This is a genomic window from Gemmatimonadota bacterium, from assembly GCA_039715185.1.
GTDB lineage: Bacteria > Gemmatimonadota > Gemmatimonadetes > Longimicrobiales > RSA9 > DATHRK01.
This window is the reverse complement of record JBDLIA010000013.1, coordinates 24,700-50,019: the sequence shown is the minus strand read 5'-3', so window position 1 is coordinate 50,019 and position 25,320 is coordinate 24,700. Positions and strand designations below refer to the sequence as shown.

Here is a 25,320-nt window from a genome sequence, read left to right as displayed (position 1 = left end):
AGCGGCAACACCTCGCTGAGCGCGTGCTCGCTGAAGCGGCTCTCGCTGACGATGAGCCCCGCCAGGAAAGCGCCCAGGGATACGCCGATGCCGGCCGCGGCCGCGAGCCACGCGGTGCCGAAGCAGATCGCGATGATCGTCAGCAGGAAGATGTCCGGCGAGCACGCCCGCGCCACGCGTTCCAGGAAGGGCGGCATCAGCCGGCGTGCCAGCACCAGCACGAACAGGATGATGCCGGCCGCCTCGCCAAGAGCGAGCAGTACCCCGCCTCCGCCCGAGTCGCCCGCGAGGGCGGGCAGCAGCAGCATCATCAGCACCACCGCCAGGTCCTGGAAGAGCAGGATCCCCAGCGCGGCCTGGCCTTCCGGGGTTCCGGTAGCGCCTCGATCCGACAGCAGCTTGAGCGCGATGACCGTGCTGCTGAGGGTGGCGAGCATGCCGGTGTACAGCGCGTCGCGCGCCGACACGCCGAAGGCCACCAGAATTCCAAAGACCGCCGCACCGGTGAGCAGCACCTGCATAGTTCCGCCACCGAAAATCAGCCGCCGGATGCGCGCCAGGCGCTCCAGGCTGAACTCGATGCCGATGGTGAAGAGAAGCAGGATCACGCCGATCTCGGCCGCCAGCTCGACCAGGTGCGGATCGGATACGAGGCCCAGGGAGTTGGGACCGATCAGCGCGCCCGTGAGCAGGAACCCGACCAGCGGCACGATGCCCAGGTACCTGTGGGCGACGTAGGCGACGGCGGCGCTGGCGCCGATGAGCAGCGTCAGGTCGCCGAGAAGAGGCAGTAGTGGATCCATCGTTTCCGTTTCCGAGTCGCTTTGGGGGGGGAGAGGATAGCCGACCTCGCCGTCGGGCTCCAGTGTTCCCGCGGCGCGGGCGCATTGACTCCCCGTGCGGAACGGTGAACGATGAGTGTACGATCGGTGGCCGGACGGTCCGGCCACCCCCGCCGCGCGTCCACTCGAGCTGGAATCGGGCCCATCAGATCGATTCTCGAACGCCTGCCGCTGATCGGGCGTACCGCCGATCTGGCAGAATTGCGTTCCGGACACGAGCGAGCGCTGGCCGGAGGCTTCGCGGGCACGCTCATCACCGGCCCCTCCGGTGTCGGCAAGAGCAGACTCCTGGCGGCCCTCGGGGAAGAAGCATCGGTGCGCGGCGAGGCCATTCAGTGTCGAGCCTACCCCATCGGCTCGTCGGTGCCCTACTCGCTCTTCGCGGACGGCTTCGTGCCGCTACTCAACGGCATGGATTCCCCCACCCTCAGTGTCCTCGCGCGCGGGCACCAGGGCCGGCTCTCGCACCTGTTCCCGGCGGTGGAAAACGGCGCGACCGCCTCCACCCCGGCGGACAAGACGCAACTCTTCTGGACGTTTGGCGAGTTCCTGCGCGCCTGGAGCGCGCGCCAGCCCGTCGTAGTTCTGCTCGACGACCTGCACTGGGCGGACGCCGCCTCGCTGGAGCTCTTCCACTTCCTGTGTCGACAGCTCAGCGACGAACCGGTGGCGTTCCTGGGCACCATCAACGACGACGAACGCGGCGCGCACCCCACGCTGCGTACGGTGCTGCGCTCGCTGGAGTCGCTGTCGCTCATCGACGAGCAGCCGCTCGCCCCGCTCAGCGCCGAGGGCGTGGCGAGTCTGGTACACCACGTTTTCAACGTCGATGAGTCGGTCACGGGCCGTTTCTCGTCCACGCTCTATGGCTGGACGCGCGGCAATCCGTTCTTCCTCCGGGAGACCCTCAGCGAGCTCGTGGACAGCGGGCGCCTGCGCCAAGAGGGAGGAAGCTGGATCGGCTGGGAGGTGGAAACTCCGGAGCTGCCGCGCTCCATACGCGAGGCGATCGACCTCCAACTGGAGCGGCTGTCCGACGCGGCGCGGTCGGTGGCCGACGTGGTCGCGGTGATCGGCACGGGCGCGGAGTTGCGCACCCTGCGAGCCGTGAGTGACCTCGCCGAGCCCGCTCTGGTGCGCGCGGTGGAGGAACTCCGCATGGCGGGCGTGCTCAGCGAGCACGGCCCTCCGGACAGGCCCGAGTACGACTTCCGTCATCCCATGCTCCGGCAAGTCCTGGAAGAGCGCATCGGCCTCGCCCGGAGGCAGCTCCTGCACGAGACCGTCGCGAGCGCCCTCGAGGCCCAATACGGCGAAGACGCCAGCGCGCACGCGGAAGAGCTCGCGCACCATTGGGTGCGCGCGAGCCAGGGCGACCCTTCGGTCGACGCCGTGCGCTACCTCAGCATCGCGGGCGAGCGGGCGCTCGCGCGGTTCGCCGATCGCGAGGCCGACCTGTTCCTGTCCGCCGCGCTCGAACAGTTCGAACGCCTCCACCCCGACGAACGGGGCACGCTGGGGGGCGCCGCGGGGCTGGCCTGGCTGCTGAGGCGTCTGGCGAGCGCGCGTCAGCACCGCGGCAACTACGCCGACGCAGCCGCGCTGCGGGAGCGCGCTTACGGGGAGCACGTCGCGGGCGGCGACGACCTGGGCGCCGCCAACGTCATGCGGCGTATCGGTCTCGCGCACTTCTGGGCCGGCCGCCAGGACGACGCCCTCGCGGCGTTCGGCAAGGCACTCGCCCACGCGACGACCGCGCGAGATGGCGCCGTCCTCGCCAGCGTGCGCCTGGCCGTGGGCGGTTGCCTTCAGGCGCTCGGGCGGGTCGCCGAGGCGCGGCAGGAGCTGGAGGCGGCGCTCGATACAGCGCTCGAGGCGGGCGCCGAGGATGTCGAAGCGAGGGTGAGGCGGGCCCTCCTGATCTTCCACACCATGTCGGGCCCACCCGACCTCGCGCGCGAGCACGGCACGCGCGCCCTCGAAATCTCCGAGGCGCGCGCCGACGCGCTCTCGATCTGCAAGTGCCACTGGGCGCTCGGAGTGCTCGAGGGGCTCACCGGCCACGCCCGGGTGTGCGCCGAGCACGTCGCGCGCGGGACGCGCCTGGCCGACGAGATGAACTCGCCCCTGCTGCGGCTGGCGCTGGACGAGGTGGCGATCGAGTGGGCGTTCAGCTCGGGCGACTGGGACACCGGCGTCGCGCTCGGGGAGCGCGCCATCGCGCTGGCCCGAACCCTGAACCAGCGCCGGCTGCTGCCCCGCCTGCTCGTGTGGACCGCGCTGATCTACCTGGGCCGGCACGACACCGAGCGCGCGAAGGCCTACCTGGACGAGGCCTGGCTGCTCGCCGGCGCGGACGACCCCACCTCGGCGCCCGACGTGCACAGCCTGATCGCGGTACACACCGGCATGGCAAACTACCACAGGACGCTCTGGCAGTGGGACGAGGCGATCGCGGTCGGCCGACGCGGGCTCGCGATCGCGGACCGGGTGGGCTTCACCGCCTGGGCTGTCCATCGACTCCTGCCGACGATCATCGAGGCGCACCTGTACAAGCACGACGCGGAGGGGGCCGAGCCGGAGCGCTTGCGACTGCGCACGGACGCCGAAGCCCTCGGGCACGCGCTGGGCTTGGCCTGGACGGAGACCGGCGACGCGTTGGTGGAGTGGCTGCGCGGGGACCTGCGGGCGGCCGCCGACATGTTGCGGGCGTCGGCCGAGCGGCTCGAGTCGGTGCCATTCGTGTGGGACGCTGCGCGCGTGCGGCGCCAACTGGCGGCGCGCCTGATCGACCTGGGCGAGAGGGACGAGGCGATCGCCGAGCTCAGGGCGGTGCACGACGTGTTCGCGCGGCTGGGAGCGCGCTTCGAGCTGGACAAGACCCGCGAGATGCTGCGCGAGCAGGGCGCCCGTCCCCCCACCCGGACCGCCGGGCGCAGCGGCGGAGCCCTCACCGGCCGGGAAACCCTGATCGTCCGGCTGGTGGCGCGCGGAGCGTCGAACAAAGCGATCGCCAAGGAGCTCGGAATCTCCCCCCGTACGGTGACCACCCACCTTTCCAACGTCTACCGTAAGCTGGACATTGCGGGTAGGAACGAGCTGGCGGCGCTCGCGCCCGTGGTCCTGGCGAGCGGCGAGGGCCCGATCGACCAACCCGGGACTTGACCGGGACCCACCGGCGCGCGTCAAATGCCTTCGGCGGATCGCTCGCCCCAGGCGCGCGCAGTTACCCAACAGGAGGAACGGAATGACCCAGCTCTGTCGCATTGGAACGTACGCCGCGGCCGTCGCACTGGCGGTCACTTTTGTGGCGCCCCGGCCGGGAGCCGCCCAGATAAAGGCCAGCGAGATCGGTTCGGTGACCCAGACCATCGACGGCACCGTGCTGACCGTGGAGTACTCACGACCGCAGGCGCGCGGCCGCTCGCCCCTGTTCGGCGGCCTCGTCGATTGGGGATACTTGTGGACGCCGGGGGCGAACTGGGCGACCACCGTCGAGGCGTCGGGCCCGATCGAGTTCGCCGGCAAGCTGCTTCCGGCCGGCAAGTACTCCATGTGGATGCAGGCGCAGCCGGAGGAATGGCTCGTCCACCTGCACCCGAATCCGCGCCTGTTCCACACGGGGGAGTACCCGGAGACCGACGAGTTCCAGATCAGCGTGCCGATCGCGCCGACGGAGGCGGACCACTACGCGGAGGTGCTGACGTTCTCCTTCCCGGCCGTGAGTCCCGACGGCGGCGTGCTCCGCATGCATTGGGGGAGCACGGCGATCGACGTGCCCGTCGGCGTGGAGCCCAGCTTGCTGGCGTTCACCATGTCCGAAGAGGAAATGGCCCCCTTCCTCGGTGCGTACGAGGGGCACACCAACTCCGCCGCGGGACCGCGCGACATGAAGCTGAGCATCGCCGCCCACGAGGGCCAGCTGCTGGCCACGATCCCGCAGTGGAGCAACGCGCAGTTCACGCTCATCCCGACCGCCCGTCCCGACCGCTTCAAGGTGGCCTGGCTACGCGACGGCAAGCTGTTCCAGGTCGAGGACGAGCCCATGATCTTCGCAATGGAAGAGGGCACGGCAACCAGCGCGGTGATCATCGGCATCCGCAACCAGCCCTGGTTCGAGCTGGAGAGGATCGAGTAGGACGACGACCCGTGGGCGGCCGAGAACTCAACCTCAGGAGGAGTCGAATGCCCAGAGGCAGCGTGGCGAAGTGGGGTGCGCTGGCGGCCATCGCAACCGCCGGCCTCGGCGCCGACCTGGCCGCCCAGGTGAAAGCCAGCGAGCGATCGACCATCACACAAGTGGTCAACGGGACGCGCATCGAGGTGGACTACGCGCGCCCGCAGGCGCGCGGCCGCGATCCGCTGTTCGGAGGGGTGGTGCACTGGGGCGAGGTGTGGACGCCCGGCGCCAACATGGCCACTACGCTCGAGGTGGACCAAGCGGTGGAGCTGGACGGCCACCCTCTGGAGGCGGGCAAGTACTCCTTGTGGCTGATCCCCCAGCCCGACGGCTGGACCTTGGTCGTGAGCAGCGAGCCGCGGCTATTCCACACGGTTCATCCGCAGGCGGACACCTACGTGGCGGAGTACGCCGTCTCGCCGGGGGAGGGAGACTTCGCGGAGGTGCTCACGTTCGACTTCCCGGTGGTGAGGCCGGACCACGCCACCCTGCGGCTGCGTTGGGGCACGATGTCGATCCCATTCCGCCTCGACGTGCCCGCTTGGGAGCCCTATGACCTGGACCGCGAGGACTGGTCCCGGTACGAGGGCACCTACCAGATGGCGTCCTACGACGGAGGCGAGAGGTCGGTCATCCGCGTATGGGCTGGTGAGGAGTACCTGGAAGGATCCTGGGCCGGGGTCTCCGATGAAGGAGAGGTGGACGAAGACGCGTGGGGATTCCAGCTGGTCCCGCTGGGCCTACACGCGTTCCTGCTCGGCCACTATCGGGATGGAGAGCTGGTCGGCACGGAAGACGGTCACATGCTCTTCGTGCCCGGCGAGGGCGATCAGTTGGCCCTCGAGTTGCGTGGCTTCGGTGACGACGGGGAGGAGATCGTTATGTCGCGGGGTGCGCGCTCGGAGTAGGCCGTCAGCCCGTAGGCCGCCATTCCTCGAGCGCGCGCCGCGCCTCATCGAGTTGCGGCAGGTCCGGATCGGCGTCCCGCCACATGCGCAGGAACGCCTCGTACTGTTCGCGCGCCTTGTCGCGGTCGCCGATCTCGGCGTACAGCGCCCCCAGCCGGTAGGCGCCGTAGGCCTTGAAGCTGTTCAGCCAGGTGGTGCGGAAGTAGCGGATCGCCTCGCGCGGGCGGCCGGCTTCCGCGTGGGTCTCGGCGAGCAGCCAGCGCACCCAGTGGTCGGGCCCGCGCTTCCTCCCCTGCACGGCCTCGAGCGCGCGGCGCGCCTCGTCCAGCTGCCCGCGCCGCAGGCTAGCGTAGCCGGAGATGACGGCCTCGATGGTCTCGCCGACGCCCACTGAGATCGTGTCGCCCGACGTTCGGTGCTGCTCGATTCCGGCCCGGATGGTGTCGAGGATCTCACTGTGCAGCGCCCAGTCACCCCTGTCTACCGCGCGCATCGCGACCGGCAGCAAGCATTGACCCGGGTCGTTACGGGTGTGGCTTCGGCAACCCGGCAGAGACACCCATTGCTCCAACTCGGCCTCATCCAGGGTGCGCACGGTTCGATCGATCAGGTACGCCGTGTGCGCCCTGTCACCTATGGCTAGCGGGTCCTCCCGGAGCATGCGCAGCGCCTCCTCGACCCTTCCCTGAGCCACGAAGCTCATCGCCCGGAATCCGCCCCCTCGCCACTCGGTCGCGTCGAACGCGTCGGTGAGCGCGTGCTGCGCGTCCAGCGCGGTCATCTGCCAGTCCAGGTTGCTGAAAAGCTCCTCTACGACATGGGGATCCCCGGCGAGGGCGCTCGCCAGCGCCGCCTGGCGCTGCGCGCTGTCGCCCACGAACGCCGGCACGGCGATGGGCAGATACCGCCGGACGCGGTCGCCCGCGATGCGCTCGTATTCGGCGAGCAGCCCGAAAGCCTCGATGGTGTCGTCGACCGCGATCGCCATCTCGATGAGGTGGATGTAGTAGGGCGCGAAGGACGGATCGAGCGCCACGGCGCGCTGGAAGGCGTCGATGCCCTCCGAGGGCTCGGCGAACACCGCGCGCCGGTTGTGCACGTACACCTCGCCCAGGAGCGCCCACGCATCGGGGTCGTCGGGGTAGCGACGCACGGCGGCACGCGCGCGTTCCAGCGCGTCCGCCGCGCCGCCCTGGAACGCTTGGGTCACCGCGAGCAGCTCCGCCTCCCGCTTGGGGAGCCGGTCGGCGTGTCGCGCCGCCTGCGCGCGCGCTTCGACGCCCTGGAAGTTCAGGTAGTCCTGCCCGCTGGCCCACGCCTCGGCGTGCGACTGGCGCAGCAGAGCCAGCGCGAACGTCGAGTCTTCGTCGGCCGCCGCGCTGAAGCGGACAGCGGCCCCGCGAAAATCCGAGCGCCGCAGCAGGCTCTCGCCCTCCAGGTACTCCTGCAAGGCGGGCAGCGACGACGTCGTGATGCTGGCGACGCGGGTCGGCGCGATCACGCCCCGCCCGCGGTTCTCTTCCAGCAGGTCGCGCATGATGTCGACCGACAGCCGATCGACCAGGGCCAGCACCTCACCGGGGCTACCCTCGGCTCGCCCGCGAGACACCACCGACCCGCTACCCAGGTCGTAGACGTCGCCGGAGATTCGTACGCTTCCCGCCACGGAAACGGCATTTCCGACGAGCGCGTAGCGGGCCCCGGTGGCGCGCGCGGCGGCCAACGCGGTCGCCAGATCCGCCGCCCCCTCGGCGCCCACCACCCGCTCCCAGCGCGACAGCACGGTTCGGCTGTCGATCGCGCGGAAGCCTCCCACGCCGTCGAGGCTGGTGGCGAAGAGATCCATCATGCCCTCGCGCCAGACATCGGCGTCCTCACCGCTGACCGTGAAGGGAACGACGGCGATACCCGCGGGCGCTTCGCCGGCCACCGCCTCCGCGGGACCCAGGTCCGGGCGTGCGCCGCTCATCAGCGCCCACACCCCCACCGCGGCCAACAGCGTGACGAGCGCCGCGAATCCTCCCATGAGCGCGCGACCCCAGGTGAGGTGAGGCAGCTTGCCCCGGGCGATGCTCTCCTTGACGTCGCCCAGGGAAACCTCCCAGGACCCGGGCACATCTCCGCGCTCTTCGAGCTGGTCGGTCAGCGGATTGGACTGCACCCACGCGGTGGCGAGGATGATGACGAGCCCGATGAGCAGCAGCAGGACGGTCACGGGCGAGACCCACGGGGGCAGCGCCAGCGCGTCCTCGAGCACGTCGGCCAGTTGCAGGATTACCCAACTCGCGCCCAGGTACATTACGATGACCTGGACGAGTCGGCCGCGTCGCAGACGTTCCCAGATTGGCTTCATGGCAGCCAACCTATATGCGACCAAACGGGGTCGAAAGTGACAGTGCCGCGCCGCCCGCCCCGCATAATCCCAGGAGTTTCGGCATGTCAGTCGGCTTTTCGAGGCGCCCTACGACGCGCGCTTGCGCCCGCGGACCGGTCCGCGCCCTGTCCGCCTCCGCGCTGGCGCTCGTGCTCGCCGCGTGTGGGGGCCAAGCGGAGCCCGCCCCGACGCCCAGCGAGCCCGCTCCGCGCGCGCCCGATCTCACCAGGATCGACGGGCCCGTGCTCGCCCTGCTGGAAGGGTCAGCCCGCGTTCCGGTGGTGATCCTGATGCGCACCCAGGTCGCGCCCGGCCCCGGCGGGCTGGGGGACTTCGCCCGCGAGAACGCCGGCGCCGCGCGCTCGAGCCTGCGCTCCCTCGTGTCCGAACGCCTGAAAACCGCGGCCTACGCGGAACACGCCGAGCTCCGCGCACTGCTCGACCTGAGCGCGGAGACGGAGACGCTGTGGATCGTCAACGCGGTCGTGGGCGACCTGCTTCCGGACGAGGTCCTCGCCGCGTCCGCGTCAGACCTGGTCCGTTACATCTACCTGGGCGACGGCTCGATACGCCGCGACGGCCCGGGCCAACTGCGCGCGACGCTGTCGCCGCCGGCCTCGCGGGCGGCCTTCTCGGTGGGCGGCCGCAAGGTGGACTGGAACCTCGTGGACGTGGGCGCGCGCCGGGTGTGGGAGGACTTCGGGGCAACGGGCGAGGGGGTCGTGGTGGCGATGCTCGATTGGGGCATCAACTACACGCACGAGGACCTGCGCGACAACATCTGGACCAACCCGGGCGAGATTCCCTCCAACGGCGTCGACGACGACGGCAACGGCTACACGGACGACTACTACGGCTTCGACTTCGGCTCTGGGGCCGCCGAGACGTGGACCACCGGCACGCCCCACGGCACCTGGACGTCGGGCATCGTCGCGGGCGACGGCACGGGGGGTACCGTGACGGGCGTTGCGCCTCGCGCGCGGCTGATGAGCCTGGTCCCGGGCAGCACCGTCGCGACCCTGGCGGCGATCCAGTACGCCGTGGTGCACGGCGCCGACGTGATCAACATGAGCTTCAGCCGGCCGGGGCTGGAGAACGTACGCGGGCTGTGGAGGCTGGCGGCCGATCACGCCACCGCGGCCGGCGTCCTCCTGGTGTCGGGCGCCGGAAACTTCCGCACCAGGGCCACCGTGCCCGAGCAACTGCGCGTGCCCGAGGACATTCCGTCGGTGGTCGCCGCCGGCGGCGTGGACCAGGACCTACAGGTCGCGCCCTTTAGCAGCATGGGCCCGGTCAGCTGGTCCGGCGTCGCGCTCTACGGGGATCACGCGACGCTGGTGAAGCCCGACGTCGCGGGCTTCCCCGGCCCCGGATACGCGCTACTGGATCCCTCGGGCAGCGGCTACCTGGATCCGAACACCAGCGTGAGGGGCAACTCCTTCAGCGGCCCGCACGCGGCCGGCGTAGCCGCGCTCGTCATGTCTGCGAACCCGGAGCTGCCCGCTTGGGAGGTGGGGCGCATCCTACAGGAGACGGCGCGGGACGTGGCTCCTGCCGGCCGCGACAACGACACCGGCGAGGGCCTGCTGGACGCTTACGCGGCGGTGCGGGAGGCGCTGGGGCAGTAGCACAGTCGCCTACGTAGAAACACGCCGCCTCCTACGTACTCCCGCCGCCACACCTCAGTCCCCGCCAGCCGCAGCTTGCAGGTGAGGACGGCAGCGCCACCCGACCGGGACGGAGCACTCGATGTCTGAGAACCGCCAAACAACAATGGAGCGCAAGACCACCGTGGGAGGTCTCCCCACCCTGACGAGGGAGATACCCCACAGACGGATGAGAGTCGGGTCGTATCATGGAGTCAGCAAGGACTCGGTCCCGCCGGAGTTTGCCCCCCTCGAACCTGCGCCCAGCGCCCCGCTCAGTCGGACTCGTCACTGGTCGACACCAGAATGGAGGTAGCCATGGGCGATGTCTACCTGGGCCTCGATGTCGGCTCGACCACCGTCAAGCTGGTAGTGCTCGACGAGAACGGCGCCCTGCTCTCGCACCAGTACCGCCGCTCTCACGGAAACCCTCGTCAGACAGTCCTCGACGCCAGTCGGGTCCTGCCCAGGGACTTTCCCGACGCGACCGTCCGCGGCGTGGGCCTGACCGGCTCGGGCGGGGAACGCATCAAACGGCTCATCGGAGGCTTTCACGCCAACGAGCTCGTGACTCAAGCGCGGGCCGTGGGCGAATACCACCCGGAGGCGCGCACGGTCATCGAGATCGGGGGCCAGGACAGCAAGTTCCTCTCCCTCCAGTGGGACGAGAACAGCCGACAGATGGTGCTGGTGGACTTCGCCATGAACGCCCTCTGCGCTGCGGGCACGGGATCATTCCTCGACCAGCAAGCCGAAAGGCTGGGCATCGAGATCGACGGCGAATTCGCCCGTATCGCGTTGGCCGCCGAAACGCCCGCCCGCATCGCGGGGCGCTGCACCGTGTTCGCCAAGTCGGACATGATCCACCTCCAGCAAGAAGGGACCCCACTATCCGAGATCCTGGCCGGGCTGTGCCTGGCTTTGGCGCGCAACTTCAAGACGATCATCGGGAAGGGGAAATCCTTCGTACCGCCAATCCTCTTTCAGGGCGGGGTCGCGTTCAACGACGCGGTCACCCGTGCCTTCGAAAGCGTGCTGCGTCTGGAGCCGGGCGGGCTGATCATTCCCGAGCACCGGGATCAGATGGCGGCGATCGGAGCGGCCCTGACGGTCAGGGACGAGACCCGTGAAGGCCGCGTCCAAGCGTTTCATGGCTTCGAGCCGCTCGAGGAGTTCCTGCGATCAGGGAAGACGGAGGAGCGCAGCCTGGCGCCGTTGTCTCTTCCCGTCTACAACGCCGGCGGGCAGGGTTGGAGGTCGATACTCAACGGACAGCAACCGGCCATTCCCACCTATATGGGCGTGGACGTCGGCTCATTGAGCACGAACATCGTGTTGATAGACGACGACGATCGAGTGCTTGCGCGGCGTTATCTGCCAACGGCCGGAAGGCCATTGGAAGCGGTCCAACGAGGACTCGCCGAGGTCGACGAGGAGGTCGGCGAGCACGTGCGCGTCCTGGCGGTGGGGGCGACCGGCTCCGGCCGGTATCTGACCGGCCACTATGTCGGTGCCGACGTGATCCGGAACGAGATCACCTCGCAGGCGCGAGCCGCCGCGGCCACGGATCCCGAAGTGGACACCATCTTCGAGATCGGTGGTCAGGACAGCAAGTACATCCGCATGCACCACGGTGCTGTCGTGGATTTCGCGATGAACAACGCCTGTGCGGCAGGTACCGGCTCCTTCCTGGAGGAGCAGGCCGACCGCCTCCAGATTTCCATAAGAGATGACTTCGAACAACTGGCCGGCCATGCCCCGGCGCCCGCCTGCCTCGGTGAGCGCTGCACCGTGTTCATGGAGTCCGACCTGGTGCACCACCAGCAACGTGGCGCATCGGTCGAGAATCTCACGGCGGGTCTCGCCTACTCCATCGTCAACAACTACCTGAATCGCGTCGTCAACACGCGGCCGATAGGCAACCGGATCTTTTTCCAGGGCGGCGTGGCTTCGAACGCGAGTGTCGCGGCGGCCTTCGAGTCGGTGACGGGCCGCTCCATCACCGTCCCGGCCCACAACGACGTCACGGGCGCGATCGGCGCGGCCATCCTGGCACGAGAGGAAATGGAGAGTCGCGGTCCGGGCGCAGGAACCACGTTCCGTGGTTTCGACCTGGCCAACTACGCCTACGACTCGGAAGTGTTCGTATGTAAGGCCTGCCCCAACCTCTGCGAGGTGAAGAAGGTGGTGATCGGCGACGATCCGCCGATCTTCTATGGCGCGCGTTGCGACAAGTTCGAAGAGGCCGGCCGCGCGAAGGTGGGTCTGCACCATGCGATCCCCGACCTGTTCGGCGAGCGCTCGGACATGCTCTTCGCCGGCTACGATGACTCCAGGCCTCGGACGCTCGGCAGGCCACGGGTCGGACTCCCCCGAGCCCTCATCTTCCACGATCTCTTCCCCTACTGGTGGCGCTTCTTTCAGGACCTGGACATGGACCTGATCCTGTCCGAGGTCACCAATCCGGACATCATCAGGTACACGCAGCAGAGCGCCGCAGCGGAGACGTGCTTTCCGGTAAAGCTCATGTTCGGGCACGTCATGGATCTGCTGGGGCGGGACCTGGACTTCGTCTTCCTGCCGAGCATCATCGATCGCGAGAACACGGCGCCCGGGCAGATCCGGAATCACTACTGCCCATACATTCCGGCTGCGCCCGAGATGGTGATGGCCCACCTGGACATCGAGAAGCACGGGCCTCGTCCGATCAAATTCCCGCTGCACATGATGCAGACGCATTCGCGAAAGCGGGAGTTGCGGCCGCTGGCCGAGCAGCTGGGGATTCCGATCCGGCGCGTCATGAAAGCGGCGCACGAAGGCGCCAGGGCCCAGGAGGATTTCTACGCAAGGGTTCGGAGCCGCGGCGCGGAGGTGTTGAGCTCGTTGGGGTCGGGGCCCCCGGCGGTGGTCATCGTAGGCCGGCCCTACAACAGTTGTGACCCGGGAGTCTGTCAGGACCTTCCGCTCAAGCTGCGAAAGCTGGGGGTGTTGCCCATTCCGATGGACTTCCTTCCGCTCGCGTCCGTGGACGTTACCGAAGTTCACAATGACATGTTCTGGCGAAGCGGACAGGACATCCTGGCCGCGGCGAAGATCATCGCCGCCGACGAACGTTTGCAGGCAATCTACCTGACGAGCTTCAACTGCGGCCCCGACTCGTTCATCATCAGCTTCTTCCGGCGGATGATGGGCTCCAAGCCGTTCCTCGAGCTCGAGGTCGATGACCATACGGCCGAGGCCGGGATCGTGACCCGATGTGAGGCTTTTCTCGACAGTCTCAACATCTCGGCTGGGGTGGGATCGTGAAGACGCGGGTCGAGCCGGGCACCGATATCGTCTTCATTCCTTACATGTCCGATCACGCCAGGCCCGTGGCCGCGGCCATGCGGGGTATGGGCATCGCCGCCCAGGTTCTGCCGCCACCGGACCAGGAGTCCATGAACATTGGGCTGGGTCTGTGCCACGGACGTGAGTGCCTCCCCTGCTTCCTCTGCACGGGCGACATGTTGAGGAAATGCCGGGAGCCCGGATTCGACCGGAACCGTGCGGTGTTCTTCATGCCCGCCGGGCCCGGTCCGTGCCGGTTCGGCCAGGTCAGCGTGCTGCAGAGGCAGATCCTCGCCGAGGAAGGACTCGCCGAGGTTCGTCTGGTTTCCCCGGGAACGGACGACTCCTACTCGATGTTCGGCGACGATCCCACTACCCTGCGCAAACGCGCCTGGCAAGCCATCGTCGCGGCCGATCTTCTGGCCAAGGTCCTCCACGAGCATCGCCCGTACGAGCTGGCGCCCGGCTCGGCGGACGCGGCGTACGCGGCCTGCCTGGACCGCATCGAGACGGCGGCCGAGGCGGGCTGCGAAGACCATCTCGTCGAGGCGATGGCCTGGACGGCCGACCGCTTCTCCGAGCTTCCCATCGATCGTTCCGAGCCCCGCCCTCTGATCGCGGTAATGGGCGAGATCTACCTGATGCTGAGCGAGCCGGCCAACACTCGAGTAGTACGGGCCATCGAGAGCGTCGGCGGTGAGGTGATCCTGGGTACCTTCATGGATTATCTCCACTTCGTCGATTGGAGGCGCATGGACCTATCGCGCCGTTTCGGCAACTATCTGGAGTTTTTCAAGGGCTTCCTGTCGGATACCTACCAGACCCGGGCCGAGGACCGGCTCACCAAACCCCTGCACAAGGTACTCCGGCATCCTCGCGAGGAGTCGATTCCGAAGGCCATGGCGCGCCTGGACCCGCACTACGAGACGGTGCTCGGTACCGAAGCCGTGCTCACCATGGCCCGGTGCCTGGACCTGGCCCAGCACGGGCTGAGTGGGGTCGTCAACGTCCTTCCATTCTCATGCATGCCGGGCACCGTCGTTTCGAGCATGGCACCGCGGATTCGCGAGCAGATGGACCAGATCCCGTGGCTGGATATCGCCTACGACGGACAGGAAGAGACCAACGTCATGACGCGATTGGAAGCGTTCATTCACCAAGCACTGCAATTCCATCGGCGGGTGGTGCTCACCCGCGACTGAGCGAGCCGGAGCCGAGCGCACCCACGAGGAAGGGAGGAACACATGAGTTTCGGACGCCACCAACCCCTGCCGGCGCTGCTCGCCGTACCACTTTTGTTCTCCCTCTTCGGATGCTCGATGAAGGAAGTGGCGGTTAACGCCCTGGCCAACTCGCTTTCCGAGGACGGCACGAGCGTCTACCTGAGCGACGACGACCCCCTCTTGGTTGCGGAGGCTTTGCCGTTCAGCCTCAAGATGATGGAGTCGTTGCTGCAGAGTACTCCCGAACACGAAGGTCTTCTGATTGCGACAGCGTCCGGCTTCGTCCAATACACGCACGCCTTCGTGCTACGTCCGGCCATCGCTGTCGAGGCTGAGGACTACGACACGGCCCGCGAGGGCCGGGCCCGCTCCAAGAAGCTGTTTCTCCGGGCCAACCGTTACGCCAAACGTGCAGTGGAGGTGCGCCACCCCGGAGCAGCGCAAGGGCTGATCCACGACCTCGAGGCGACCCTCGCCGAGTTCGATCGCGACGACGTCCCGGCCATGTATTGGCTGGCGATCTCGCTGGGGTCCGCGATCTCCGTCGATAAGAGCGACATGTCGTTGGTCGCCGACCTCCCGATCGTGCACGGTCTCATCGAGCGTGCCCTCGAGTTGGACGAGTCCTGGAACGACGGTGCCATTCACGAGCGCTTGATCGCGCTGCGGTCAGCCCCGGGATCAGACGGAACGGACGGCGAGGCACGATCCGAATACCACTTCCGGCGCGCCATGGAGCTCAACGGCGGGCGATCGATCGGACCGCTGGTTGCCATGGCCGAGTCTGTCTGCATCCAGCAGCAGAACATCGGGCGGTTCCGAACCCTTCTGCAGCAGGCGATCGAATTCGATGTAACCGCGTATCCAGAGCTCCGCCTCCCCAACACCCTGGCACAGCAGCACGCCGCTTGGCTCATCACCCGGGAGGAAGAGCTGTTCTTCTCGACCGTGGCGGCGAGCCGCTGAGAAGGAGCACACATGTCACTCCAACGGCATGCTTACCGGAGTTGGCGGCGGCTCGCGCTATGGGCGGCCATGCCGCTGATCGCTGCCTTGTACGCCGGTCTCGTCGGGTTCGAACCTGCACGGCGGGATACGCCACCTCCGCTTGGAGACACGCTCGTCATCAGACTTGCAACGCTGGCGCCCAACGGGTCGGCGTGGCATGAGATCCTGAAGGAGATGTCCGCGCGCTGGCGTGAGGCGAGCGGAGGATTGGTGACGTTGCGTATCTACCCGGGTGGAGTCGCCGGGGAGGAAGAGGACATCCTTCGCAGAATCGGCGAAGGGCAGCTGCAGGCGGGGTCGCTGTCGTTGGCCGGGCTCAGTCGGATCACCCCCCAGGTGTATGTGTTGGCCATACCCATGGCCATGAAATCCTGGGATGACCTGGCTCGGGTTCGCGAGGTGATGCAGCCTCGCCTCGAAGCCGTCTTTGCCGAGAAGGGGTATGTCCTCCTCAACTGGGGTGACATCGGTTGGGTTCGCTTCTTCTTGCCCAAACCCGATCCGAGCCTCGACGCAGTACGGGAGTACAGGTTCGTGGCCTGGGCGGACGACAGCGCGGTCGACCTCTGGAAGGACTCGGGATTCCGCAGTGTCTATCTGGAACTGGCCGATGTGCTGCCGGGCCTCGAGGAGTCGCGCATCGACGCGATAGGTACGACGCCCCTGTTCATGCTGGCGAACCGATGGTATCCGCTCATCCCGTTTATGGTCGAGATGCCATGGGCACCGCTGGTCGGCGCAACGCTGATCGACCGGGAAACGTGGACCCGCATCCCGTCCGAGCTCCGTCCCGAGCTGCTGCGGATCGCGCATGAAGCAGGTGAGCGGATGCAGGCCGAGATACAGCGGATGGAGGTCGATGCGGTGGCGGCTATGGAAGCTCGAGGCCTAGAAGTCATCCACCCGGATCCCGAGCAGCTGCAGGAATGGCGGCGGTTCTTCGAAGAAGGATATCCGGCCCTGAGGGGACCCCTGGTTCCGGAAGAGTGGTTCGACGAGGTGCTGCGCCTGACCGGGAATCCGGGCTAGCCGGGGCTGCTGGTTGTGTCGACGCGCGCCCGCTATGCCGCGGCGCTCGCGGACCTGGAGTGCTTGCCGATCCTGGGCGACGCCCGGGGGAAGACCTACTTCGTGATGGAGGGCCGAAGGACGTGAGAATCTGACACGTCCGGATGCGTCGACTTCTCCAGGGGCGGCCAGTGGAGTTCCGCCCGAACACCGGTTCGACACCCTTCTCCCAACCCCATCCTCTGCCTACGTACTTGCGCGCGCCCTCCTACGTAGGCCGCTCGGTTTTCCTCTGCCGCTGCCGAGCGCAACGTGGAGCATGTCAGCGCGCCGGCCGACTCCGGGGGGAGACTTGCTCTCTTGTTGGTCCTCAATAATCGATGTATACTCATCAAATGGCATTTCCGAAGTATCACCCGCCGGCGCTGCCCTGTGCCTGCTCCGCCCTGCGGCAGGCCACCCGCGCGGTCTCCCGCCACTACGAGGCGTGCCTGGCGCCGGCGGGCGTCACCGTAACGCAGTACTCGATTCTGCGATATCTGCAGCGAGAGGGCGCTTCACCGCTTCGTCGCGTCGCGGACGCGCTGGAGCTGGAGCGCACATCGCTCTACAGGGCGATGGCAACGCTGGAGCGGGATGGCCTGGTCGAGTCGCGGGTTGACCCGGAGGACGCGCGCGTAAAGCAGGCAGAGCTGACCGAAACCGGGGGCCGAAAGATCCTCGAGACCCTTCCGCACTGGCGTCGCGCCCAGGAGTCGTTTCTGGCCGCGGTGGGCGACGTCGAGTGGACCACGGTCGCCAGCCGCCTCGAAGATCTCCGCGAGAGCATGGCGGAGAATCCGCTCTTAGAAGGGCAGCTCCGCGTAGCGGAGCGCTAGAAAGCCGGCGGTAGAGCAGCCCCTATCCCGTTCACACCGACTCTCGGACCAAGTGCAATGACCCGTTCTCGCGTTTTCCTTCTCGTCGCCGCCGCCGTCGCCGCTTCCCTGGCTCTGGCCTGGAACGCAAATCGATCTCCTTCCGCCACGGGATCGCCCGTCGAGTTGGAGCTCCTGCAATACATCGCCGACAGCACGGCTTTTCACGTCAACTCGGTCGTCATCGCGGGACCCACGGAGGCCGTCCTCATCGACGCGCAGTATCTCGTCGAGGACGCCCGACGTGTTGCAGACCAGATCGAGGCGACCGGCAAGCGGCTCAAGGCCGTCTTCATCACGCACCCCGACCACGACCACTTCGCGGGCGCCGCGGCGATCGTGGAGCGGTTCCCCGGCACGCCCGTGTACATGACCGCGGCCGCGATCGAGCACTTCGACGAAAAGGGGCGGGCGGATTTCCAGGGCGACAAGTCCCGGCGGGGTGAGCAGTTGGCGGACAGCGTCGTCACCCCGGAGCTGCTCCGCTCGACCACGCTCACGGTCGATGGCGAAGCGGTGGAGATCATTGCGGACCTGCAGGGGGACGTGATGGAGCCGGTGAACAGCGTGGTCTGGATCCCCTCGCTGCGCACCCTCATTGCCAGCGACCTCGTCTTCAACGGCGTTCACGCGTGGCTCGGCGTCTCCAATGAGGAAACGCGGGAGGCGTGGCGTGATGACCTTCGGGATCTCGCCGAGCGCGGACCTGCAACGGTCATAGCCGGGCACAAACCGACGCTCGACACGCCCGATGGACCGGAGGTTCTTCAGACCATGATCGAGTACCTGACCGATTTCGACGCGCACCTGACGGCCTCGAGCGACGGGCCCGAGCTCGCCGAGAAGATGCGGCAGGCGTATCCATGGAAAGTGGCGGGGCTGCTGAACTACTCCGCCGGGGTCGCGTTCAGCGACCGAACAGAGCCATGAGCTGAGGCAACCTGCGAGGGTCATGCCCAGCCCCCGGCGGCGCCTACGTAGCCCTCCCCCGCCGCCTACGTACTCTCCCGACCCACATCAGAGCCGGAAAAGGAGCCTGGATCGGGGCGCTGGCCGGCTTCGGAGCGGGAGCGCTATTGGGGTTGGCCGCCTCGTCGGCTAGTGAGGCCGCGGTCACGGCCTTCAGCCTTGGAACGGAGACGGACAGCTCCAATGAAGTGCTCGACGCCGCCATCTACGGCTTGGGTGGAGCCGCCGCGGGCGCGCTCGTCGGCGTCGCCATCGGAGCCATGTCGAAGTCGGAGCGCTGGACCGATGTGCCGAGGCAGCGCTGGAGTCTGTCCGTGGGCGCGCGGCGAGGCATCCAGGTCGGGGTGCGATTCGCGCTCTGACGCTGCGCGCGCTACCCGGGCTGGACGCGCGTCCAACCCCAAGCCGTGCGGACCGGACCCCCGGCCGTTGTCGGATCGCGGATCACCATCGCGGCGAGCGTTGACCAGGTAGCCGTTGACCGCCTCCCCAGACTCACTGAAGCACGACACGCACCGGGAGTCCCGGTGAGCCGTTTCGCCCTCTTTTTCCGCTTCTTCCTGTGAACGGACCAGCGGCCGCCGTTGCCGCCGCAGGACAGAGGGGCTCCGCAATGCACTTCAAATAAGGAGAGCGAAATGCTGCACCACACGGGAAGGGACGGTCGAACGGCTTTCGGCGCCGTTGGGCCAACCGCAATTCTGCTCGCCGCCCTGCTGGCTGCGGGCTGCGGGGAAACGGCCACGTCGCCGCTCTCTTCCGAGGTGACGGGCGCGACCTTCGCCGCTTCCCCGAACAGCGGGGCGGTAGTCAGCTCCGATGTCATCACCATCGCTGGGCCTCAGCCCAACATTCAGGGAACCACGGTAGCCAAGTGTGTCAACGGCGGGACGCAAATCAACGTTCACATGACCGGTCTGCAGCCCAAAGCCCTGTATACGATCTGGATCGTAGAACTCGAGTCACCGGGCTTCGCCGTTGCCGGGTTCGACGCCATCATCGGCCTCGGTGCTCTGGGCAACCAGACTCCTGCGGGTCCAAACGACGGATACAAGAATGTGTTCAGGGCTTCCACCAGCGGCGTGGGACAGATCACCAAATACCATCCGGCCGGTCCGGAATCCGTCTTTGGCGAAGCCCCATCCTGCCTGACGGATCCGGCTCTCCTGTTCGAATTTCACGTGGTCGGGAACATTCACGCCGATGGATTGGCGTGGGGTCCCGTGCCATGGCCCGGCTTCCCCGCCCCTGAGCCGCCCGAGTTCGGGTTCGACGAGTTCGCGTTCATTATCACGAACTGACTGCGTGGGGATCTGAACACCCCCGGTTCGAATCGCACCTATTCCTCGCAACGCGGGCTCAGCTCTCATGCCGGGCCCGCGCTGCCGCCCACCTGTGGATCTACTTCCACCCGGCTCACGTGCCTCCCTCCTCCACGGAACCCGAGCGCTAGAAGCTCGGGGTCAAGCCAGGCATCGAACACGTCCACCCGTGAGTCGGCGATGTTACTGAGCTCCTTGCTCCTCCTTCATGAGGTTTCCTTCCTGCGAAGTCGCTGGACCACGATCCCATAGCATGCGATCCAGTCGATCCAGTCGGCTCTCCCAAGACTCGCGTGTTTCCATGAGCCAGGCCTGCGCCTCGACCAGCTGAAACGGCTCACCCGGGGCGAGGAAGCCGCGACTCTACAAGGGCAAACTCGGCCGGCGGAGAGCCGCCTTCGCGCCCGCCGTATTAGTCCACAGGGACTCTTCGGTCTATCTTTCGACTCTCGAACGACAAGCCGCTTGCGTGCGCAGTGTAACCTCATGCATTCCGAACCCGACATCAGTGGGCTGTGGTGCGAAGCGAGGAGTGGCGATCGTGACGCCTTCGATCAGGTCGTGTCGCTCGTCTACGAGGAACTCCGCGTTCTCGCGCATGCCAGGCTGGCGGGTGAGCGCCCCGACCACACGCTCAATACCACCGCCTTGGTCCACGAGGCGTATCTGCGGCTTCTGGACGCTCGCGACGTGGATTTCCGCGATCGGGCTCACTTTCTGGCGCTGGCCTCGCGGATGATGCGGCGAGTGCTCGTGGACTATGCCCGCCGCCGCGGTGCCGCCAAGCGTGGAGGCGGCTGGGTCGAGCTCGAGCTTCAGGATGAGCGAGTATTGAGTGAACCGAGCGCCGTGGCCATCGAGGAGCTCGACCGCGCGCTGACGCTCCTGGAGGAGGTCAGCCCCCGGCGCAGCCAGCTTCTCGAGCAGCGCTATTTCGGCGGCTTGAAGCTGGAAGAGTGCGCCGAGGCCCTCGACGTATCGTTGGCAACGGTGAAACGGGAGCTCCGCTCGGCTCGAGCCTGGCTCGCTCGGGTCCTGTTCCCGGAAGTGAACGGCGCGGCCGACAGCGAGGCATCTCCATGAGGCCCGACCGCTGGCAAGAGGCTCTGGCCCTGTTCGAGGAGGTCGTGGCTCTCGAGCCCGAGGATCGGGCGGTCCGCCTCGCAGCGGTATCGAACAGCGACCCCGAGCTCTACGCGGGGATCGAGGCGCTCGTCGTCGCCGATCAGAGGGCTGATCGCCTGTTGGGTCCGTTCGAAGAGCTCTTTGGCCACCCGGGCCTGGGTGCAATCACACCGCAGGATGGCGACGTAACCCTCTTGGAGGTCGAGGATCTCATTGGTCAGACGGTTTCCAGGTACAGAGTGCTGAAGCGACTCGGGGCGGGCGGGATGGGCGTGGTCTATCTTGCCGAAGACCCGGATCTCGGCCGGACGGTCGCGCTCAAGTTCCTACCCGCCCACTGGGCCCATCATCCCACCGTGAGAGAGCGGTTCCTCCGCGAGGCGCGGGCCGCGGCCGCCTTGGACCATCCGAACATCTGCACCATCTACGAGGTCGGCGAGGCGGAAAGAGGTCGGCCGTTCATCGCGATGGCCTTCTACGAGGGCGAGACCGTCCGAGAGAAGATCGAGCGCGGCCCGCTCGAGGTGGAGGAGGCGCTGGACCTCACGCGGCAGACCGCACGAGGGCTCAACGCGGCTCACGACGCGGGGCTGATTCACCGCGACATCAAGCCCGCGAATCTGATCGTCACCGACGGCGGGGTGCTCAAGATCCTCGACTTCGGGCTGGCGAAAACGGACCAGATCACCTTGACGATGGGTGACATGCAGGTCGGCACGCCGGCCTACATGTCGCCCGAGCAGACCCGTGGTGAAGAGGTGGACGAGAGCACCGACCTCTGGTCGCTGGGCGCGGTGCTCTACGAGATGCTGACCGGCCGACAGCCGTTCCGCGGAGGGCTCTCCAGCACGGTGATCCATTCGATACGGAACGACGAGGCAGAGCACCCGGGCCGGCTTCGCGACGGTCTGCCCGACGACGTCGAAGCGCTCGTGCTCGAACTGCTGAGCAAGGATCCCGCGGCGCGCTCCGGCGGCTTGCGGAGACTCGGGGAGCAGGCGCCTGGGCAGCGGACGCCCAGGCTGGGCGTAGCGACGACCGCGATCGGCATGATTCTCGTCGTCGCGGCGGTCGCCGCAGGATACGTCGCAACACGCGCTCCGGGCCCCGTACCCGCCGCCGACGCGGGCCGGAGCGCGGCTGACGGCGCCGCGGCGGTCACCGGCGTGGCCCCGAGCCGACCGTCCATCGCCGTGCTTCCAGTGGAGAATACCAGCGGACTCGAAGAAGAGGCCCGCTTCGCAGCGGGCTTTCACGATGAGGTGTTGACGCAACTCGGAAAGATCCGTTCGCTCGATATCAAGTCGCGTAGGTCCGTGCTCAGGTACCGGGACGCAACGGTGGATCTGGCTACCCTGGGCGAGGAAATCGGCGCCAGGTACATTGTGGAAAGCGCAGTCCACCGGGTCGCTGGCAGGATCAGGATCGACGTGGGGCTCTTCGAGGCGCGCACGAACGAGCGGATTTGGGGCAATTCGTACGACCGCGAGCTCACCGTGGGCAATACGCTCGACATCCAGCGAGACATTGCTGTCCGAGTCGCGACATCGCTTGGGGCTGAAGTGCTTCCGGCAGAAGAGGCTCAACTCCGCGTCCAGGCACCGGAGAACATGCAGGCGTACGAGCACTATCTCGACGGTCTCTTCCACCTGCGTGCGCTCACGCTCGAGGGGAGGGATCCCGTGGCAGTGCACCAACGAGCCATTGAGAGCCTGAGCGCAGCGATCTCTCTCGCACCCGACTGGGCACCTCCCTACGCAACTCTGGGTCGCATATATTATTATCGGGCGGCCTGGGGGTTGGAGCCCAGACTGGATTTCACGAGGTCGCGGGACGCTGTTGACGCCGCACTCCGACTCGACAGCCTCCATGCCCCGGCGTGGGCGGCGCTCGCCTTTGTCCTTCACGCCTGGGAGCGCGATTTCGAAGGTTCCGAAGAAGCCTATCGACGCGCGCAGGTGCTCGGGTCGCCGCTGCGCTTCGGGCACGCTCTTCTGCTCCAGTCATGGGGCCGGTTCCCCGAGAGCATCGATGCCTTCCGGAAGAGCGTCTCTTATGATCCCTGGTCGTACAACCTCCAACTGCGGTTCGGCGAAGCGCTCCTATGTGCGGGGGAGTACGAGGAGGCGATCGACCAGTTGAAACGGGTGCTCTCGAGCCTGGACAGCGACTACGTGCGAGGGCAGTTGGCGTACGCGTATCTGAAAGCTGGACGAAGAGAGGAGGGGCTCGCCGAGTTGGCCGGGCTAACCCGCCGAGGCGTGTCGAACAACAGGATCGCACTGGGTTACGCGCTCGCGGGGAGAACCGAGCTCGCGAGGGCGCTGCTGGCAGAGGGCGAACGACGCTATCCGCCGCATTTTGCTAGGGCCACCTGGACTGTCGCCGCCGCCATCGAGCTGGGAGAGCGCGAACGCGCGCTCGATTACCTGGAGTGGGCCGTGAACGAACATCACCCGAGGCATCTGCTGAACGTGCAGTGCCTGGAGGAGGTCAGGAGCCTGTCGGGCGATCCGCGGTACGAGCGGGTGCTTGATCGGGTCGGCTTTCCGGACTGAAGGCGCCAGGAGCGGCTGCAAGCTCGACATCCGTCGAAATCCCTCTTTGCAACGCAATACGTCAGCCGGCGCTTCGCTCCGCTGGCTCGATCGCAGTCACGTCGGTAGCGTCGGGGCCGTACAGAGCGCCCCAGAGATCATAGTCGCTCTGTAGGCCCATCCAGACATCGGCCGACGTCCCGAGGAACTTCGACAGCCGTGCTGCGGTGTCCGGCGAGATGCCGCGCCGACCGTTCACGATCTCACTCAACCGCGGACGCGAGATCCCTAGCCGCTCGGCGGCCTTGCTGACGCTGAGCCCCATCGGCTCGATCCAGTCCAGGTACAGAAACTCGCCCGGATGGGTCGGGCGGCGGTACTTCGGCAGTCGGGTCATTTGCTGCCTCCTGCGGCATCATAATGTGTTACCAATCGTCAAGGGCGTTGCGGGGCTTCTTCTCTTACCCTCAAGCTGACGGCCGGACTCGAACCGGCGACCTGCCGCTTACAAGGCAGAATCCGCGCATCAGCCGGACACCGGATCGCGCTCAACCATGCGGTATTTCGGGTTTGCTTCGCCCACCAGCGTCCGTGCGCGTCCGTGCGGTTTTGTCACCGTTTCTGTCACCGCTCCTTGAGCCAGGCGCCCGCTGTTGAGGCCAAGGCGAAGAACTCCTGGGCAAGGTCAGGCTCATCGTCTATGTAATAAAGTCGCAGGTCGTGAGCGCACTCGATCCACTCCCGCAGTGTCTGTTCAGCGGAATCCTCGTCCACGGGAGTCTGCACTGGCCGAGGGCGGGGTGGCATACACGAAAGGAGGAAGTCGTGCCCTAGCCGGGACAGCACTGCGCTGCCCGAGCTCGGCGGCTTTTCGCGCGAAGATAAACTCCAAAATTGATGACCGTAGTAGCGCGAGTCACGCGCCCGCTCACGCTCGACCAACTCCTCGACTGCCTCACTAATCTCTCGAAATCGCTCTGTCGCTCTTGTCCCAAGTTCAACCAGGCCGAGTCTCCTAAGGTTGTGGAGGGATAGCCCAAAATCGCGCGTGCTGACATCGCCCAAGGGCTCTGGCTGGCCACCTACGTATACTGCCCCGCCTCGTGGCCACCCGAATCGAATAAAGACGCCATTCAACACCCTGGCGTCAAACGGCGACAGCTGTCTTAGAATCTCAACGTAGGAGGCCGACATCGTCTCCGGTGCCTCAACCGTGAGAGATGTCGCCAGAAGCGACGCCCACATTTCCCGGAGAGTCTCGTCTTCCGCGAGACTGGCAGCCTCTAGCAGTGGGACGAGCCGCTGCGCCGGTATCGACGCCAGATCCGAGACGGGGGACTCTCCCACAATTTCCCTGCCTCTCTGAACCACCGCCATCGCGTTTGCCTTTCGCTTTTCGCGAAGGTCGCGAACGTAATCGGCGAGGAGCTCACCCGTTTGCTTCGTGACGGGATCGAGCAGATTGCGGGCAAGATCGGTGACCAACTCAAGAGCCTGCGGGACCGCAGTTTCGCGAACAGCCTCTGCCAACGGTCCTAGATTCTTGGTCTCACCTGACACGGTTCAGTCTCGGGGGCAATAGCGCGCTTACGCCTCGGACGCGAGGAGGACGAACGCAATCTCCTGCCATGCGGCAGCCAAGGGCAAGCCTCAGTTCGACTCGGCCGATACCGTATCACCGCCGGGGGAGGCTTCACCTTAGCGGCCAGCCGTTCCCGGAACTCGTTCGTGACGAACGCGCTGTCGGATGTGGGCACTTGAGCTGTCCGGTCCTTGATGCGTGACCGCCTCGCCTGCAACATGGAGAATCTCGGTAGGACTCGATTCGAGTCCTCTGGAAAGGAAGGGAGGGAGGGAAACCACGTGAGCAGACCTGCACTTGCTCTACTCGTCGCCCTCGCCGCCTGCGCAACCTTGGGCGTCGCCGCTGGCCC

At 66.9% G+C, this 25,320-nt stretch carries 18 protein-coding genes; 14 read left to right on the top strand and 4 right to left on the bottom strand.

What is annotated here, in order from left to right; all coding sequences use genetic code 11:
* Positions 1 to 803: cation:proton antiporter (locus ABFS34_04240; protein MEN8374635.1), on the bottom strand; the 803-nt coding region annotated here is incomplete at its 3' end.
* Positions 804 to 914: 111 nt separating this feature from the next.
* Between ABFS34_04240 and ABFS34_04235 the strand changes: the two genes are divergently transcribed.
* From ABFS34_04235 to ABFS34_04225, 3 genes are all read left to right on the top strand, one after another.
* On the top strand, positions 915 to 4,007 hold the full coding sequence (locus tag ABFS34_04235) for an AAA family ATPase (protein ID MEN8374634.1): 3,093 nt from the start codon (positions 915 to 917) through the stop codon (positions 4,005 to 4,007).
* Between the two features lie 82 nt (positions 4,008 to 4,089).
* Positions 4,090 to 4,980, top strand: coding sequence for a DUF2911 domain-containing protein (locus tag ABFS34_04230; GenBank protein MEN8374633.1), 891 nt, complete (start codon positions 4,090 to 4,092; stop codon positions 4,978 to 4,980).
* Positions 4,981 to 5,027: 47 nt separating this feature from the next.
* Positions 5,028 to 5,930, top strand: a complete 903-nt coding sequence (locus ABFS34_04225) for a DUF2911 domain-containing protein (protein MEN8374632.1) — start codon at positions 5,028 to 5,030, stop codon at positions 5,928 to 5,930.
* A 4-nt stretch (positions 5,931 to 5,934) separates the two neighbouring features.
* On the opposite strand, the gene ABFS34_04220 is transcribed toward ABFS34_04225, so the two are convergent.
* Positions 5,935 to 8,283 (bottom strand): tetratricopeptide repeat protein, encoded by a 2,349-nt coding sequence (locus tag ABFS34_04220; GenBank protein ID MEN8374631.1) that lies wholly within the window; start codon positions 8,281 to 8,283, stop codon positions 5,935 to 5,937.
* A gap of 83 nt (positions 8,284 to 8,366) precedes the next feature.
* On the opposite strand from ABFS34_04220, the gene ABFS34_04215 reads away from it, so the two are divergent.
* From ABFS34_04215 to ABFS34_04165, 11 genes are all read left to right on the top strand, one after another.
* Complete coding sequence (locus tag ABFS34_04215) at positions 8,367 to 9,932, top strand: S8 family serine peptidase (GenBank protein ID MEN8374630.1); 1,566 nt, start codon at positions 8,367 to 8,369, stop codon at positions 9,930 to 9,932.
* A gap of 336 nt (positions 9,933 to 10,268) precedes the next feature.
* Positions 10,269 to 13,256, top strand: a complete 2,988-nt coding sequence (locus ABFS34_04210; protein MEN8374629.1) for an acyl-CoA dehydratase activase — start codon at positions 10,269 to 10,271, stop codon at positions 13,254 to 13,256.
* Positions 13,253 to 14,479 carry a hypothetical protein gene (locus ABFS34_04205; protein ID MEN8374628.1) on the top strand — a complete coding sequence of 409 codons (1,227 nt, stop codon included), beginning with the start codon at positions 13,253 to 13,255 and terminating at the stop codon, positions 14,477 to 14,479. The genes ABFS34_04210 and ABFS34_04205 overlap by 4 nt, the downstream gene beginning before the upstream one ends.
* A 42-nt stretch (positions 14,480 to 14,521) precedes the next feature.
* Positions 14,522 to 15,466, top strand: a complete 945-nt coding sequence (locus ABFS34_04200) for a TRAP transporter TatT component family protein (protein MEN8374627.1) — start codon at positions 14,522 to 14,524, stop codon at positions 15,464 to 15,466.
* Positions 15,467 to 15,535: 69 nt separating this feature from the next.
* The gene (dctP, locus tag ABFS34_04195; protein ID MEN8374626.1) at positions 15,536 to 16,537 is read left to right on the top strand and encodes a TRAP transporter substrate-binding protein DctP; all 1,002 of its coding nucleotides are present in this window, start codon (positions 15,536 to 15,538) and stop codon (positions 16,535 to 16,537) included.
* Positions 16,538 to 16,911: 374 nt separating this feature from the next.
* Positions 16,912 to 17,394, top strand: a complete 483-nt coding sequence (locus ABFS34_04190) for a MarR family winged helix-turn-helix transcriptional regulator (GenBank protein ID MEN8374625.1) — start codon at positions 16,912 to 16,914, stop codon at positions 17,392 to 17,394.
* A 57-nt stretch (positions 17,395 to 17,451) separates the two neighbouring features.
* Complete coding sequence (locus ABFS34_04185) at positions 17,452 to 18,363, top strand: MBL fold metallo-hydrolase (protein MEN8374624.1); 912 nt, start codon at positions 17,452 to 17,454, stop codon at positions 18,361 to 18,363.
* 146 nt (positions 18,364 to 18,509) lie between these two features.
* Positions 18,510 to 18,764, top strand: a complete 255-nt coding sequence (locus tag ABFS34_04180) for a hypothetical protein (GenBank protein ID MEN8374623.1) — start codon at positions 18,510 to 18,512, stop codon at positions 18,762 to 18,764.
* Between the two features lie 276 nt (positions 18,765 to 19,040).
* Positions 19,041 to 19,703, top strand: coding sequence for a hypothetical protein (locus tag ABFS34_04175; GenBank protein MEN8374622.1), 663 nt, complete (start codon positions 19,041 to 19,043; stop codon positions 19,701 to 19,703).
* A gap of 507 nt (positions 19,704 to 20,210) precedes the next feature.
* Complete coding sequence (locus tag ABFS34_04170) at positions 20,211 to 20,807, top strand: ECF-type sigma factor (protein MEN8374621.1); 597 nt, start codon at positions 20,211 to 20,213, stop codon at positions 20,805 to 20,807.
* Positions 20,804 to 23,407: a protein kinase gene (locus ABFS34_04165; protein ID MEN8374620.1), complete on the top strand. Its 2,604-nt coding sequence runs from the start codon at positions 20,804 to 20,806 to the stop codon at positions 23,405 to 23,407. Before ABFS34_04170 ends, ABFS34_04165 begins: the two co-directional genes overlap by 4 nt.
* A gap of 61 nt (positions 23,408 to 23,468) precedes the next feature.
* Here the strand turns inward: ABFS34_04165 and ABFS34_04160 are convergent, their stop codons facing one another.
* Complete coding sequence (locus tag ABFS34_04160) at positions 23,469 to 23,783, bottom strand: HigA family addiction module antitoxin (GenBank protein ID MEN8374619.1); 315 nt, start codon at positions 23,781 to 23,783, stop codon at positions 23,469 to 23,471.
* A gap of 227 nt (positions 23,784 to 24,010) precedes the next feature.
* Positions 24,011 to 24,946 carry an Abi-alpha family protein gene (locus tag ABFS34_04155; GenBank protein MEN8374618.1) on the bottom strand — a complete coding sequence of 312 codons (936 nt, stop codon included), beginning with the start codon at positions 24,944 to 24,946 and terminating at the stop codon, positions 24,011 to 24,013.
* Between the last annotated feature and the right edge of the window lie 374 nt (positions 24,947 to 25,320).

What these genes read in the sequence shown, in the direction of transcription:
- ABFS34_04230 (MEN8374633.1), top strand. Translation starts at nt 4,090, where the DNA reads ATGACCCAGCTCTGTCGCATTGGAACGTACGCCGCGGCCGTCGCACTG.
- ABFS34_04185 (MEN8374624.1), top strand. Translation starts at nt 17,452, where the DNA reads ATGACCCGTTCTCGCGTTTTCCTTCTCGTCGCCGCCGCCGTCGCCGCT.
- ABFS34_04235 (MEN8374634.1), top strand. Translation starts at nt 915, where the DNA reads ATGAGTGTACGATCGGTGGCCGGACGGTCCGGCCACCCCCGCCGCGCG.
- ABFS34_04225 (MEN8374632.1), top strand. Translation starts at nt 5,028, where the DNA reads ATGCCCAGAGGCAGCGTGGCGAAGTGGGGTGCGCTGGCGGCCATCGCA.
- ABFS34_04190 (MEN8374625.1), top strand. Translation starts at nt 16,912, where the DNA reads ATGGCATTTCCGAAGTATCACCCGCCGGCGCTGCCCTGTGCCTGCTCC.
- ABFS34_04220 (MEN8374631.1), bottom strand. Translation starts at nt 8,283, where the DNA reads ATGAAGCCAATCTGGGAACGTCTGCGACGCGGCCGACTCGTCCAGGTC.
- dctP (MEN8374626.1), top strand. Translation starts at nt 15,536, where the DNA reads ATGCCGCTGATCGCTGCCTTGTACGCCGGTCTCGTCGGGTTCGAACCT.
- ABFS34_04215 (MEN8374630.1), top strand. Translation starts at nt 8,367, where the DNA reads ATGTCAGTCGGCTTTTCGAGGCGCCCTACGACGCGCGCTTGCGCCCGC.
- ABFS34_04200 (MEN8374627.1), top strand. Translation starts at nt 14,522, where the DNA reads ATGAGTTTCGGACGCCACCAACCCCTGCCGGCGCTGCTCGCCGTACCA.
- ABFS34_04160 (MEN8374619.1), bottom strand. Translation starts at nt 23,783, where the DNA reads ATGACCCGACTGCCGAAGTACCGCCGCCCGACCCATCCGGGCGAGTTT.
- ABFS34_04210 (MEN8374629.1), top strand. Translation starts at nt 10,269, where the DNA reads ATGGGCGATGTCTACCTGGGCCTCGATGTCGGCTCGACCACCGTCAAG.
- ABFS34_04175 (MEN8374622.1), top strand. Translation starts at nt 19,041, where the DNA reads ATGCTGCACCACACGGGAAGGGACGGTCGAACGGCTTTCGGCGCCGTT.
- ABFS34_04165 (MEN8374620.1), top strand. Translation starts at nt 20,804, where the DNA reads ATGAGGCCCGACCGCTGGCAAGAGGCTCTGGCCCTGTTCGAGGAGGTC.
- ABFS34_04170 (MEN8374621.1), top strand. Translation starts at nt 20,211, where the DNA reads ATGCATTCCGAACCCGACATCAGTGGGCTGTGGTGCGAAGCGAGGAGT.